The 14,267-nt window shown below is 55.6% G+C and carries 12 protein-coding genes; 4 read left to right on the top strand and 8 right to left on the bottom strand.

Annotated features, from left to right (window positions below):
* Positions 1 to 33 precede the first annotated feature (33 nt).
* Both bioH and AAH450_RS14950 read left to right on the top strand, forming a co-directional pair.
* Positions 34 to 810 carry a pimeloyl-ACP methyl ester esterase BioH gene (gene bioH, locus AAH450_RS14955; RefSeq protein WP_342910906.1) on the top strand — a complete coding sequence of 259 codons (777 nt, stop codon included), beginning with the start codon at positions 34 to 36 and terminating at the stop codon, positions 808 to 810.
* 164 nt (positions 811 to 974) lie between these two features.
* Complete coding sequence (locus AAH450_RS14950) at positions 975 to 1,244, top strand: YdgH/BhsA/McbA family protein (protein ID WP_342910905.1); 270 nt, start codon at positions 975 to 977, stop codon at positions 1,242 to 1,244.
* Positions 1,245 to 1,287: 43 nt separating this feature from the next.
* Here the strand turns inward: AAH450_RS14950 and AAH450_RS14945 are convergent, their stop codons facing one another.
* The 5 genes from AAH450_RS14945 to greB form a co-directional block, all read right to left on the bottom strand.
* Positions 1,288 to 2,976 (bottom strand): alpha-amylase family glycosyl hydrolase, encoded by a 1,689-nt coding sequence (locus AAH450_RS14945; RefSeq protein ID WP_342910904.1) that lies wholly within the window; start codon positions 2,974 to 2,976, stop codon positions 1,288 to 1,290.
* A 111-nt stretch (positions 2,977 to 3,087) separates the two neighbouring features.
* A complete protein-coding gene (gene feoB / locus AAH450_RS14940; protein WP_342910903.1) occupies positions 3,088 to 5,391 on the bottom strand; it encodes a Fe(2+) transporter permease subunit FeoB in 2,304 nt (767 codons plus the stop codon).
* 13 nt (positions 5,392 to 5,404) lie between these two features.
* Complete coding sequence (feoA, locus tag AAH450_RS14935; RefSeq protein WP_342910902.1) at positions 5,405 to 5,629, bottom strand: ferrous iron transporter A; 225 nt, start codon at positions 5,627 to 5,629, stop codon at positions 5,405 to 5,407.
* 165 nt (positions 5,630 to 5,794) lie between these two features.
* Positions 5,795 to 8,119, bottom strand: a complete 2,325-nt coding sequence (locus AAH450_RS14930; protein WP_342910901.1) for a Tex family protein — start codon at positions 8,117 to 8,119, stop codon at positions 5,795 to 5,797.
* 96 nt (positions 8,120 to 8,215) lie between these two features.
* The gene (greB, locus tag AAH450_RS14925; RefSeq protein ID WP_306209877.1) at positions 8,216 to 8,695 is read right to left on the bottom strand and encodes a transcription elongation factor GreB; all 480 of its coding nucleotides are present in this window, start codon (positions 8,693 to 8,695) and stop codon (positions 8,216 to 8,218) included.
* A 289-nt stretch (positions 8,696 to 8,984) separates the two neighbouring features.
* Between greB and ompR the strand changes: the two genes are divergently transcribed.
* Positions 8,985 to 9,704, top strand: a complete 720-nt coding sequence (gene ompR / locus AAH450_RS14920) for an osmolarity response regulator transcription factor OmpR (protein ID WP_001157751.1) — start codon at positions 8,985 to 8,987, stop codon at positions 9,702 to 9,704.
* The gene (envZ, locus tag AAH450_RS14915; RefSeq protein WP_342910900.1) at positions 9,701 to 11,053 is read left to right on the top strand and encodes a two-component system sensor histidine kinase EnvZ; all 1,353 of its coding nucleotides are present in this window, start codon (positions 9,701 to 9,703) and stop codon (positions 11,051 to 11,053) included. The genes ompR and envZ overlap by 4 nt, the downstream gene beginning before the upstream one ends.
* 46 nt (positions 11,054 to 11,099) lie before the next feature.
* Here the strand turns inward: envZ and pckA are convergent, their stop codons facing one another.
* The 3 genes from pckA to hslR all read right to left on the bottom strand — a co-directional run bounded on the left by pckA (position 11,100) and on the right by hslR (position 14,227).
* Complete coding sequence (gene pckA / locus AAH450_RS14910; protein WP_342910899.1) at positions 11,100 to 12,713, bottom strand: phosphoenolpyruvate carboxykinase (ATP); 1,614 nt, start codon at positions 12,711 to 12,713, stop codon at positions 11,100 to 11,102.
* A gap of 212 nt (positions 12,714 to 12,925) precedes the next feature.
* Positions 12,926 to 13,804, bottom strand: a complete 879-nt coding sequence (gene hslO / locus AAH450_RS14905) for an Hsp33 family molecular chaperone HslO (RefSeq protein WP_342910898.1) — start codon at positions 13,802 to 13,804, stop codon at positions 12,926 to 12,928.
* Positions 13,805 to 13,825: 21 nt separating this feature from the next.
* The gene (hslR, locus tag AAH450_RS14900) at positions 13,826 to 14,227 is read right to left on the bottom strand and encodes a ribosome-associated heat shock protein Hsp15 (protein ID WP_318789326.1); all 402 of its coding nucleotides are present in this window, start codon (positions 14,225 to 14,227) and stop codon (positions 13,826 to 13,828) included.
* Positions 14,228 to 14,267: the final 40 nt, after the last annotated feature.

Here is a 14,267-nt window from a genome sequence, read left to right as displayed (position 1 = left end):
GCGTCCTCCATGACAAAAACAGGAAAATAACGCATGACACAGCTCTACTGGCAGACAATCGGCACCGGCGATCGCCATCTTGTGATGCTGCACGGCTGGGGTTTGAATGCCGGTGTCTGGCACAGCGTGGTGGAGCGACTCAGCCCGCATTTTTGTCTGCATCTGGTGGATCTGCCTGGCTACGGTCGCAGCCAGGGATTTGCCCCGATGAGCGTTGAACAGATGGTGGCAACCCTGCTGCCGCAGGCACCTGAAAAAGCTATCTGGCTGGGCTGGTCACTGGGCGGGCTGGTGGCAAGCCAGCTGGCGCTCACCTCGCCACAGCGCGTTGAGGGGCTGATTACCGTGGCTTCCTCCCCCTGTTTTGCCGCCGCGGAAGGCTGGCCAGGCATCAGGCCGGAGACGCTTGGCAACTTCCAGCAGCAGCTGAGCGAAGAGTTTCAGCGAACCGTTGAGCGTTTTCTGGCGCTGCAAACCCTGGGCACGGAGAGCGCCAGACAGGATGCCCGCTTGCTGAAAAGCGTGGTTCTGGCCCTGCCTCCGCCTCAGATTGCGGTACTGCACGCGGGGCTGGAAATATTACGCACTCTGGATCTGCGTGAAGCGATGCAGCACCTCCAGGTTCCGCTGCTGCGTTTATACGGCGCGCTGGACGGTCTGGTGCCGCGTAAGGTGGCACCGCTGCTGGACACCGTCTGGCCCGCAAGCGAATCCGTGGTTATTGAGAAAGCGGCTCATGCGCCTTTTATCTCTCATCCAGCAATCTTCTGTCAGCAACTGATTGATTTCGGCTTAAAAATTGGACGTTAATTTTGTTCAAAACTGGCGAATTATCACTTCCAGGTAATAATTATTGAGGTGAGCAGGATCGCTTACTTTGGTACCTCTGAGCTGTCCAGGGAGTTGGCTGTGTTCCTCCCTGTCTTCTCATCAAGCGATTGCTTATTTCTAACAACAATACGGGAGTGTCTTTGATGAAAATTTTGAAAACTGTTGCGATTAGCCTGCTGGCAGGCTCGGTCTCTTTTGCAGCCATAGCGGCTAAAGAAGTGACTAAAGAAGAAGTGAAAACGATGAATCTGGAAAAAATCGGCACGGTAACCACCACGGCGGAAACCACCTCGCCAATGGATGCGAAAGCGGCATTGTCAAAACTGGCGGATGAAAAGGGCGGAAAATACTATCTGGTAATTGCCGGTCGTGAACATGGCAAATTTAGTGCAGTAGCAGACGTCTATAAGTAACCGATCTTCCGCAGGCGGGGATTAGCCTGCCTGCGGTACTTTCTCAGCTTTTCAGCCAGCGGAAAGACCAGGGCGCCAGCTTCAGCGGCGTCTCCCCTTCAAAATTCATCTCACTGGCAATATCGCGATAGCGTCGCGCATCCGGCAGCGTATAGGAAATCTCTCTGCTGCTCAGATTGTAGAGGCACAACAGCGTCTGATGTCCTTTCTCCGACCAACGATAAAAGGCAAATATGGCATTATCGCTTTCCAGCACCTGCATAGGATTATCGGGATGAAAGGCTGGCTGGCGGGTTCTCAGCTGGATCAACCGTGACAGCGAATGGTAAACCTGATGCCGTAACGCATGGCTGTCGCTCAGCGCCGCCTCAATCTCATTGATGGCATATTTCTCCCGATTGATAGCCCGGTTGTAGCCTGCGCTTTTTACACCTTCCATATCATTACGTGAGCCAAGGATGCTCTGAACGTAGATAGCCGGTACGCCAGGGAAAGCGAGCAGCAGCGCATGTGCCAGCATAAAACGTTGCAGCCGCGTAGTGTCGTCGTCATCCTGTTTATTCAGCGCATCCATATAGGTGACGTTGATTTCGTAAGGGCTGGTGCTCCCGTCCGGGTTATTTTTATAGGAGACCAGCGCCCCCTCTAACGCCAAATCCCTGACCAGCGAGACGATTTCAGTTTCCGGCAGAATGCCGCGCAGCGGATTAAGCCCAATGCCGTCATGGGAAGCCAGAAAATTAAACCAGGTGGTTGTCCCGCCTGAAGTATCCAGCGTGGAAGCCCACTGTTTAAGCGCACGTGCGGAGCCGTAGTGAATGGCATGCAGAACCAGCGGCGGCAGGGAGAACTGATACACCATCTGCGCTTCATCCTGACCGTTGCCCAGATAGCTGATGTTATCTTTATGCGGCACGTTGGTTTCGGTAATGATCACCGTGCCGGGTGCCACCTCATTGGCAATAGCACGAAACAATTTCACCAGCAGATGCGTTTTTTCCAGGTGAATGCATGATGTACCCGGCGTTTTCCACATATAGCCGACGGCATCCAGCCGGACATAATCCGCGCCCTTCGCCAGATAATCCAGCAGCACATTCACCATGCTTAACAGCACGTTGGGATTGGCAAAGTTAAGGTCAATCTGATCGGCGCTGAAGGTTGTCCAGATAAAACGGGTATCGCCATTTGCCATCTTAAACGGCGTCAGCAAAGGAGAAGTGCGCGGGCGCGTTACCGCGCTGAGATCGGTGGCAGGCGGCAGGCTGATAAAGAAATCATCCCAGCCGGGATCGCCCGCCAGGTAGTGTTTAAACCAGGCGCTGTGGGCGGACATATGATTGCAGACAAAATCAAACATCAGTCGGGTTTGCTGGTGCAGTTCCGCCACATCTGACCATTCACCACAAATTCCGTTGACCCGGTGATAATCAATCACCGAAAAGCCGTCGTCAGAGGAGTAGGGAAAAAAAGGCAGTAGATGGACAATATTGAAGCTGGATTGCAGATGCTGCTGATAGAAACGGGAAAGGGTGCGCAGCGTGGGCGCCTCACTTTCGCGGAACTGATCGGCATAGGTGATCAGCACCACATCTTTTTCGTCCCAGTGCGCTTTTCGCTGATGATCCAGCGTGTTACGCGCGTGACGAATAGCTTCTTCCAGCTTTTCCATGCAGTGGCGAGGAAAAGTCCCGTCATAAATTTTGTCGAGAAGGGGAGTGATAATATCCATCGTGACGCAGTGAGCCGCCGCATTTATTCAAAGCACGATAGTTTTCACTGTAGACCGTTGAGGCAGGATCGCAACTTCAACGGCCTTAATCGCAGCGATTTTGCCGGAGTATCAGTGACAGCTCTCGCTTTTAGTGCAGCCAGTGCAGGTTTTTCCGGTTATTACCCTGACTTCCAGACGCTCCGGGGGTAACGTGGTTCGCTTCAACTTCCACCATAACAGCAGATTAAACCCAATCACGGCCAGCACAATCATGCTGCTGGATTGCGGATGGTCGGTGAAAGTGGCCAGCTGATAAAAGAGCGTTGCCAGCGAATAAGCCAGGTTCAGTCCCCAACCGACAGAGAAGAGCATCCAGCCGCGGCTGCTTTCGCGCGCGATAGCGCCCATGACGGAGACGCAGGGTACGTACAGCAGCACAAAGATCAGATAGCTGTAGGCGGCAGCATCATTGGCGAATTTGCTGTGCATAACGCTCATCGAGCCGGAAGCCATTTCACCATCTCCTTTACTGGCTTCAAGAGGATTGAGCAGAACGCTGAGGCTGAGCGTGGATTTAATGCCGTCCCAGGTTTCCGTTACCGCCTCTTTTAGCTCGCCCGTCAGAGTGAAGGTGTCGGCATCAAAAGGCTGCTCGTGCAGCGCTTCAGCGGTATAGAGCGTGTTCAGCGTACCAACAACCACCTCTTTCGCCATCGCTCCGGTCACCAGCCCCACGGTAGCCTGCCAGTTATCGTTATGGACACCCATTGGCGACAGCAAGGGTGTTAACGCCCGGCTGACGCTGGCCAGTGCCGAGTCGTTAATGCTGTCTACCGGTCTGCCGCTGAAAGAGAAGCTGTTAAGCGCCCCAATAAACACGCTGACCAGCACAATAACCTTGCCTGCCCGCAGCACAAAGCTGCTCAGCCGCTGCCAGGCCTGTAAAAGCAGGCTTTTAAGATGGGGGATGTGCCAGGTTGGCAACTCCATAATAAACGGCGAAGCTTCGCCTTTCAGCAGCGTATGCCTGAGGATCAGCCCGGTGAAAATAGCGGCCGCAATGCCCAGCAAATAGAGGCTGAAGACCACCAGCGAGCCGCGCTGGCCGAAAAAGGCTGCGGCGAAGACGGCAAATATCGCCAGTCTGGCGCCACAAGACATAAACGGCGCCATCAGTACCGTCATCAGCCTCTCGCGCGGCGCATCCAGCGTACGCGCGCCCATCACCGCCGGCACGTTACAGCCAAACCCCACGATTAGCGGCACGAAGGATTTCCCCGGCAGCCCCAGCGCCTGCATCAGCCTGTCGACGACAAACGCGGCGCGCGCCATATAGCCAGAGTCTTCCATCAGCGAGAGGAACAGATACATCAGGCCAATTTGCGGCACCAGCGGCATCACGGTGTTAATGCCGCCGCCCAGCCCCTGGGCCAGGAACAGCGTGAGCGGCAGAGGGAAATGCAGCACAGCACCCAACCACTGCATGCCATGAATAAATAACGCTGCCGATCCCAGGTCAAACAAAGGCTGCAAAGCGCCACCCAGGTTGATCGCCAGGAAAAACATCAGATACATCACCAGCAGGAAAACGGGCAGGCCCAGCCAGCGGTTCAGGACAACCCGGTCGAGAAGTGCGGAAAGCCGGTGAGGTGTCGCCTCACCGGCGTTGGTGACGGCGTGGCAAATTGCATCAATCCTTTGATGTCTTGCTGCGGCAATTTGCATGGGGGCTGCCTGTAGATTGGTTAAGCCAGCCAGTTTTGCCGTCGCTTCAGGTTCCTGAGCCTGACTGAAAATATCCCCTTCCAGCATCTGGACTGCCAGCCATTCGCGCTGGCGCTGCGGCCGACTGCCAGGCATCAAATCGCAGAGCGAGGCAATATGCTGGGCTATCTCTGCGGGCCAGGTGACCTGACAGCGGCCAGGCACTCTGGCAGCGTCGTCAATCGCCTGCCTGAGGCGTTCTATGCCCTTGCCGCGGGTAGAAACCAGCGGGATCACCGGACAGCAAAGCTGGCGTTCCAGCTCCGCTATATTGATATCAATCTGCTGGCTGGCGGCAATATCCAGCATATTCAGCGCGATGATGCAGGGAATGCCCAACGCCTGAAGCTGAAGCGTCAGCCAGAGGTTGCGCGCCAGATTGCTGGCATCCACCACGTTGATAACCAGATCGGCTTCGCCACTCAGCATGAAATGGCAGGCAATCTGCTCATCCAGCGAGTTGTCGGCAGAGAGGGTGGAAAGAGAATAGGTACCGGGCAGATCCACCAGCCGTACGGTGTGGCTGGCGGTGGTAAAGCGGCCCTCTTTACGCTCTACGGTAACGCCTGCCCAGTTGCCAACCCGCTGGCGTGCGCCGGTAAGCTGGTTAAACAGCGTGGTTTTTCCAGAGTTAGGATTGCCAATCAGTCCAATGGTACAGGTTTTCATCACGCGCACCTCTTCAACCCAAGGGGGCCAGTTGCAGAAAGGCCAGGTCTTTTTTTCTCAGCATCAGGCTGACGCAGCGGGTTTCAATCTGTACCGGGTCGCCAAGCGGTGCAACACGTCTGACTAAAAAGCGGGCGCCGGGTAACAGCCCCAACGCGAGCAGTTTTTGTCGGAAAGCCGCGCTGACATCGGGAGAAAAACTGATGATTTCATATTGCTGAAGAGGAGTGATTTGCATAGTTCCACCTGGGCGGTTAAACAACGCGCCGTGATAATTAACGGTGGCAAGTATAATGAGAACGATTATCGCTATTATTGATGCAGAACAACTCGCGGCATAAGAGAGGCAGAATGGCGTGAGATAATCTCAGGGGACGGAATTGCGCTTCCGCCCCCTGAAGCCTTATCGTTTTTTACCGAACGCAGCGGCCAGCGCATCGCCCATCGCGCTGTTGTTACTGCCCGCAGGCTGCGCGGCAGGGCGCGGGCGCGCTTTGCCGGAAGGCTTGCCTGCTTCGCGGTTTCCGCCGCCACGGCGGGCGTTGGTTTCGCCTGGCTGCTCATCAAGACGCATCGTCAGCGCAATACGCTTCCGTTGCAGATCGACTTCCATCACCTTCACTTTGACGATATCGCCCGCCTTGACCACTTTATGCGGGTCATCAACAAACTTATCAGCCAGCGAGGAGATGTGCACCAGACCATCCTGATGCACTCCGATATCCACGAAGGCGCCAAAGTTGGTCACGTTAGTGACCGCGCCTTCCAGTACCATGCCCGGCAGCAGATCGTTCATGGTTTCAATACCTTCAGCGAACTGGGCGGTTTTGAATTCAGGGCGCGGATCGCGGCCTGGTTTCTCCAGCTCTTTGATGATATCGGTGACGGTGGGCACGCCGAACTTCTCGTCGGTGAAATCGACGGCGCGCAAATTGCGCAGTTCAGCGGGATTGCCCATCACTTCATTTAGCGCCTGCTGCGTGGCAGCCAGAATGCGCTGCACTACCGGATAGGCTTCCGGGTGAACGGTAGAGGCATCCAGCGGGTTGTCGCCCTGGTTGATACGCAGGAAGCCTGCGCACTGTTCAAAGGCTTTCGGGCCGAGGCGGCTCACTTTCAGCAGCTGTTGACGATTCTGGAAGCGGCCGTTCTCGTCACGCCAGCTGACGATATTCTGCGCCATCATTTTGCTCAGCCCCGCCACGCGGCTCAGCAGCGGCACCGAGGCCGTGTTCAGATCCACGCCGACACCGTTTACGCAGTCTTCCACTACCGCATCGAGCTTTTTCGCCAGCTGGCTCTGGCTGACATCGTGCTGATACTGGCCGACCCCGATCGATTTCGGGTCAATTTTCACCAGTTCAGAGAGCGGATCCTGCAAACGGCGGGCGATGGAAACGGCACCACGGATCGAGACATCCAGGTCCGGGAACTCCAGCGCGGCCAGCTCGGAAGCGGAGTAAACCGATGCGCCCGCTTCACTGACAATCACTTTCTCTGCCTGCACCTGCGGGAACTGCTTTTGTACGTCCAGATAGAAGCGTTCGGTCTCGCGTGAGGCGGTACCGTTACCAATAGCTACCAGCTCAACCTTGTGCTTGATACAGAGTGCAGCCACGGCTGCGGCGGCTTTCGCGGCCTGGCCGGTGTGCGGGTAGATGGTGTCGGTGGCAACCAGCTTGCCGGTGGCATCCACAACGGCAACCTTCACGCCGGTGCGCAGACCGGGGTCCAGCCCCATTGTGGCGCGCATACCTGCCGGTGCGGCCATTAACAGGTCGTGCAGGTTACGGGCAAAGACGTTGATGGCTTCATCCTCTGCGCGTTCGCGCACGGTGCCCATCAGTTCCGTTTCCAGATGCAGCAGCACCTTGATACGCCAGGTCCAGCTCACCACCGCTTTACGCCAGCCATCGGCTGGTGCGTTATTCAGGCGCAGCGCCAGGTGGTCCATGATGATCTGCTCACCGTAGCTCTCCTTCGGCGGCTCATCAAACTGCGGATCGGCATTCAGTGAGAGTTGCAGGATACCTTCGTTACGGCCACGGAACATGGCCAGCGCACGGTGCGAAGGCACGGTAGCCAGCGGTTCGTGGTGATCGAAATAGTCGCGGAATTTCGCGCCTTCCTCCTCTTTCCCGGCCATCACGCGGGAAACAAGATGGGCATTTTTCCACAGATAGGCGCGGACTTTAGCCAGTAAAGCGGCATCTTCAGCGAAACGCTCCATCAGAATGTAGCGCGCGCCGTCCAGCGCCGCTTTGGTATCGGCAACGCCTTTGTCCGCATCGACAAAACCCGCTGCCAGCTGCTCAGGCTGCTGGGAAGGATCTTGCCATAAAGTATCAGCTAGCGGTTCCAGGCCCGCTTCAATGGCAATCATCCCGCGTGTGCGGCGCTTCTGTTTGTAAGGCAGGTAAAGATCTTCGAGTTCGGTTTTGCTCAGCGTAGCGGTGATGGCAGCAGCCAGCTCATCGGTCAGCTTGCCCTGATCGCCGATAGATTTCAGAATCGACTGGCGCCGTTCCTCAAGCTCTCTGAGGTAACCCAGGCGGGTTTCCAGCTGGCGGAGCTGGGTATCATCCAGGCCTCCCGTCACTTCCTTACGATAACGTGCGATAAACGGCACGGTATTCCCTTCATCCAGCAGACGAACAGCGGCATCAACCTGTTCTGCTCGCGCCTGGAGCTCACTTGCAATTATGCGGCTCAGCGAATCTTTCATCATCGGTTACTTTATGGCTTAAAGACAGCGGACAGTTATACGGATTGCGGGCGAAAAATGCCAGTTAACGGGCTATCCCTGTTACCCGCAGCGGCATGATTAGGATTGTTTAACGTAATCGATAGCGACCACATACCAGTTGGCTTCACCTGCCGGTGTCTGCACAGTGGCCAGGTCCCCCACCTCTTTTTTCAACAGCGCGCGGGCCATTGGTGAATCGATGGAGATATAGTCATTGCGGCCAAAAATCTCGTCATAGCCAGCAATGCGAAAGCGTTTCAGTTCGCCCTCGTCATTCTCAATCTCTACCCAGGCACCAAAAAATACTTTGCCCTCCTGCTGCGGGGAGTAATCCACAATCCGCAGCTGCTCAAGGCATTTGGTGAGATAGCGGACGCGGCGATCGATTTCGCGCAGGCGCTTCTTGTTGTACTGGTAGTCGGCATTTTCACTGCGGTCGCCCAGGCTGGCGGCCCAGGTGACTTTTTTGGTCACTTCAGGCCGTTCTTCCCGCCAGAGAAAGTCCAGTTCCTGCTTCAGCTTGTCGTAACCTTCGCGGGTAATCAGTTGGGTTTTCATCGTAATCCATTTCTTTCTCAGAAGTGCTGTAGTTATTTTGTTTCGCGTTGGACACCGATGCAAATCTCTTCGCCATTTTTTTGCTGACGCTTACTGTTTGTTTGTGCTGAGTATTCGCAGATAAAAGGTGTGCGCCAGCGCTGATTTTTCTCTCAAAATTAAAGATAAGCTGCTGTTTAATATGCTTTGTAACAATTTCGGCTAGAATATAAACCAATATTGACTGTTACATTCAGGCATCTTTTTTAAGAATAACGGCTCGGGCAATAGCGCCTTTGGGAGTATCGATATGCAAGAAAATTACAAAATTCTGGTCGTGGATGACGACATGCGTTTACGCGCGCTGTTGGAGCGTTATCTGACCGAGCAGGGCTTCCAGGTGCGTAGCGTAGCCAACGCTGAGCAGATGGACCGCCTGCTGACTCGTGAATCCTTCCATCTGATGGTGCTGGATCTGATGCTGCCTGGCGAAGATGGCCTCTCTATCTGTCGCCGCCTGCGTAGCCAGAGCAACCCTATGCCGATCATTATGGTGACGGCCAAGGGCGAAGAGGTTGATCGCATTGTGGGGCTGGAAATCGGCGCGGATGACTACATTCCCAAACCCTTTAACCCCCGTGAGCTGCTGGCCCGTATCCGTGCCGTATTGCGCCGTCAGGCCAATGAGCTGCCGGGCGCGCCTTCCCAGGAAGAGGCGGTTATCGCCTTCGGCAAGTTCAAGCTGAACCTCGGTACGAGGGAAATGTTCCGGGAAGATGAGCCTATGCCGCTGACCAGCGGTGAATTTGCCGTGCTGAAAGCGCTGGTAAGCCACCCGCGTGAGCCGCTCTCCCGCGACAAGCTGATGAACCTGGCCCGTGGCCGCGAATACAGTGCGATGGAGCGCTCTATCGATGTGCAGATCTCTCGCCTGCGCCGCATGGTGGAAGAAGATCCGGCCCATCCACGCTATATCCAGACCGTTTGGGGCCTGGGCTACGTTTTTGTGCCGGACGGCAGTAAGGCATGAGGCGGCTCCGCTTCTCTCCCCGTAGTTCCTTTGCCCGCACTCTGCTGCTGATTGTGACCCTGCTGTTTGTCAGTCTGGTCACAACCTACCTGGTGGTGTTGAACTTTGCCATCCTGCCCAGTCTGCAACAGTTCAACAAAGTGCTGGCTTATGAAGTGCGCATGCTGATGACCGACCGGTTACAGCTTGAGGATGGCACCCAGCTTGAGGTGCCTCCTGCTTTCCGCCGTGAGATTTATCGCGAGTTAGGCATCTCGCTGTATACCAACGCGGCGGCGGAAGAGAGCGGATTACGCTGGGCGCAACATTACGAATTCCTCAGCCAGCAGATGGCGCAGCAGCTTGGTGGCCCCACCGATGTGCGTGTTGAGGTGAATAAAAATTCCCCGGTGGTCTGGTTGAAAACCTGGCTGTCGCCGGATATCTGGGTCAGGGTGCCGCTGACAGAGATCCATCAGGGCGACTTCTCACCGCTTTTCCGCTATACGCTGGCGATTATGCTGCTGGCGATAGGCGGCGCCTGGCTGTTTATCCGCATCCAGAACCGGCCTCTTGTGGAGCTTGAGCATGCGGCTTTGCAGGTCGGAAAGGGGATAATTCCTCCTCCGCTGCGGGAATATGGCGCTTCTGAAGTTCGCTCTGTAACCAGGGCATTTAATCAGATGGCGGCGGGCGTGAAGCTGCTAGCCGATGACCGGACCCTGTTAATGGCTGGCGTCAGCCACGATTTACGCACCCCGCTGACGCGCATCCGTCTGGCGACGGAAATGATGTCGCAGGAAGATGGCTATCTGGCGGAGTCGATCAATAAAGACATCGAAGAGTGCAACGCCATCATCGAGCAGTTTATTGATTATCTGCGCACGGGCCAGGAGATGCAGTTTGAGCTGGCCGATCTCAATGGTGTGCTGGGTGAAGTGGTGGCGGCTGAAAGCGGCTATGAACGCGAGATAGAGAACGCGGTAATGCCTGCCGAACTGCTGGTGGAGATCAATCCGCTCTCCATTAAACGAGCTGCGGCCAATATGGTGGTTAATGCGGCACGGTATGGCAACGGCTGGATCAAAGTCAGCAGCGGCAGCGAATTGCAGCGCGCCTGGTTCCAGGTGGAAGATGATGGGCCGGGAATCAAACCCGATCAGTTAAAGCACCTTTTCCAGCCCTTCGTTCGTGGCGACAGCGCCCGCAGCACCAGCGGGACGGGCCTGGGGCTGGCGATTGTACAGCGTATTATTGATGCACATCAGGGGACGCTGGAGATTGGCGACAGCGAGCGGGGCGGCCTGCGTATTCGGGCCTGGTTACCTTTGCCTGCCGCCAGCAGCCTGCCTTCTCCGCCCGTAGTCTGAGCGGAACCTGAAAGGGCGCAGTCGCAAAGAGTGCGCCCTTTATTTTTTACAACTGCGGCCCCGCTTTAATCAGGGCTTTTCCTGCCGGCGTATCGCTGTATTTATCGAAGTTAGCGATAAACCGCGCCGCCAGGTCGCGCGCTCTGTGTTCCCACTCTGCTTCGTCTGCATAGGTACGACGGGGATCGAGGATATGACTCTCCACGCCCGGCAGGGCTACAGGCATCTCCAGGTTGAAGAGAGGCAGCGTCACCATTTCTGCACCCGACAACTCGTCGTTGAGGATAGCATTGATAATCGCGCGGGTATCCTTGAGGGAGATCCGCTTGCCGCTGCCGTTCCAGCCCGTATTAACCAGGTACGCCTCCGCGCCTGCCGCTTCCATCCTTTTAACCAGCACTTCTGCATACTGCGTAGGGTGTAATGTCAGGAAGGCGGCACCAAAGCAGGCGGAAAACGTTGGTGTAGGTTCCGTCACGCCACGTTCCGTACCCGCCAGCTTGGCGGTAAACCCCGACAGGAAGTGATACTTCGTCTGATCCGGCGTGAGGCGTGAAACCGGCGGCAATACGCCAAAAGCGTCCGCCGTCAGGAAGATCACCTTGCGGGCATGGCCTGCTCTGGAAACAGGTTTAACAATATTGTCGATATGCTCAATGGGGTAGGCGACGCGGGTGTTTTCGGTCTTGCTGCCATCATCAAAGTCGACGGAGCCATCGGCGCGCACCACCACGTTTTCCAGCAGCGCGTTACGGCGAATCGCATGATAAATTTCCGGCTCTGCCTGCTCAGAAAGGTTGATGGTTTTTGCGTAGCAACCGCCTTCAAAATTAAAGACGCCATCATCATCCCAGCCATGTTCATCATCACCAATCAGCTGACGTCGCGGGTCGGTGGAGAGCGTGGTTTTTCCGGTGCCGGAAAGGCCGAAGAAGACAGCCACATCCCCTTTTTCACCCACGTTGGCAGAACAGTGCATAGAGGCAATGCCCTGTAATGGCAGCAGATAGTTCATGACGGCAAACAGGCCTTTTTTCATTTCGCCGCCGTACCAGGTGCCGCCAATCAGCTGCATGCGCTCCGTAAGGTTAAAGGCGACAAAATTTTCGGAGTTCAGCCCCTGAGCCTGCCAGTCCGGGTTGGTGCATTTAGATCCGTTCATCACCACAAAGTCAGGTTTAAAGCTTGCCAGTGCCTGTTCATCGGGCCGGATAAACATGTTTTTGACAAAGTGTGCCTGCCACGCCACTTCGGTAATAAAGCGAACGCTGAGTCTGGTCTCCGGGTTGGCGCCACACCAGGCATCCACCACAAACAGGCGTTTGCCAGAGAGTTGCCTGGTGACCAGCCTCTTCAGGGCCTGCCAGGTTTCAGCAGAGAGCGGCTGATTATCATTCTTGCCTTTGCCCTGATCGTTCCACCAGAGCGTGTCGCGGGTGGTTTCATCACGAACAATATATTTGTCTTTAGGGGAGCGGCCGGTAAAAATGCCGGTATCCACAGCGATAGCACCCGATTGGGTGACAATTCCACGCTCATAGCCGGTCAGCTCCGGGCGTGTTTCTTGCTGATAAAGGGTGTCGAAATCGGGATTATAGAGAATTTCTACCGTCTCAGTGATGCCATATGCGACCAGGTCCTGCGGGGTCAGATCACGCATGTTACTGCTCCTTTTCGGCTCTTTGCTGCAACGTAGTTTAGAGGAATGGATAACCATTAACCGTGATGTTCCGCATGTTCAACTGCCAGCGGAAAACAGGATCGCGCGCAGTGTACACGGGTGAGATCGCAGTAAAAGGGAAAAGCAGCAGAAATGAGAGACAGCGCGTATTGAGAAGGCCAGACCGGTTAAGGTCTGACCTGAAGCAGCGATCAGTGCAGGTTTTCGTCGCTGGAGAGAGAGCCGTTACGAATGGCAGCGATATCTACCGCATCATAGGTATAGTGGCTGCCGCAATAGTCACAATGCATATCGATTTTGCCATCTTCCGCCAGGATCTGGTCCACTTCCTCTTCTGGCAGCGTGGCCAGAACTTCGCCGCAGCGTTCGTGGGAACAGGTACAGCGGAAGCACACGGTTTGCGGATCGTAAACCGTCACTTCTTCCTGGTGGTAGAGACGCCACAACACATCATTGGCAGGCAGGCCCAGCAGCTCTTCCGTTTTAATGGTTTCGGTCAGCGTCGCCAGATGGGTGAAATCATCAGGGTTCGCATCCTGTGCGGGCAGAACCTGTAGCAGAATGCCACCGGCGCCTGGTTTGCCTTCGTGTTCGCCCGTGCGGATAAACAGACGGGTAGGAAGCTGCTCAGAACGCATAAAGTAATCTTCCAGGCACTCGGCCAGCGTCTCGCCTTCCAGCCCGACCACGCCCTGATAACGCTCGCCTTGCGTTGGTGAGATGGTGATCACCAGATAGCCATTACCTACCATCTCTTTCAGGCTGCTCTCAGGAGCAATCTCACCCTGCGTACGCGCAACGCCGCGCATTTCCTGGCGGTTGTTACCGTTAATCACCGCCATAGTGAGGGGGCCGTCACCCTGAAGCTGAACGGTAATATCCCCGTCAAACTTCAGCGTCGCGGTCAGCAGGCTGGTGGCCACCAGCAGTTCGCCCAGAATGTTTTGCACCGGCAGCGGATAATCGTGTCCGCTGATGATTTCACGCCAGGTCTCGGAAACGGTCACCAGCTCGCCACGCACAGCGTAGTTTTCGAACAGATAACGGTGCATTTGGTCTTGATGAGCCATAATTCTCTCTCGTTTGGGCGGCTACTCGTCGCCTGAATTTTTAAATTTCATTAAGTCCCGTCGCTCTTTTTTGTCAGGGCGACGATCGGGGTGCGGCATAGTCAGCGCGTTCATTTTTCGCGCCTGCGCAATCTTTTCCCGTTTCTCAATACTTTCTGCCGTCTCTTCATACATCAGCTGAGCTTCTACAGCGGGACGACGCTGTTCGCTAATGGCCTGAACCACCACGGTACGTTCATCGTTACCCTGACGGAGCGTTAACCGGGCGTGAAGCTCCACGATTTTACTCGGCTTGCTACGCTGACCGTTGTAATGAACCTTGCCGCCTTCAATCATCTCACGTGCGGCAGAGCGGGTTTTATAGAAGCGAGCGGCCCACAGCCATTTATCGAGCCGAACCGCCTCTGCGGATTTCTCTTTCATCGCTGCTCCTTGGTGGGAATACCCCTATGTATGGGTGAAA

Origin of the sequence: Erwinia magellanica (assembly GCF_039023495.1) — a bacterium.
GTDB lineage: Bacteria > Pseudomonadota > Gammaproteobacteria > Enterobacterales > Enterobacteriaceae > Erwinia.
The sequence above is the reverse complement of the archived record's forward strand: the minus strand, read 5'-3'. Positions and strand labels throughout refer to the sequence as shown.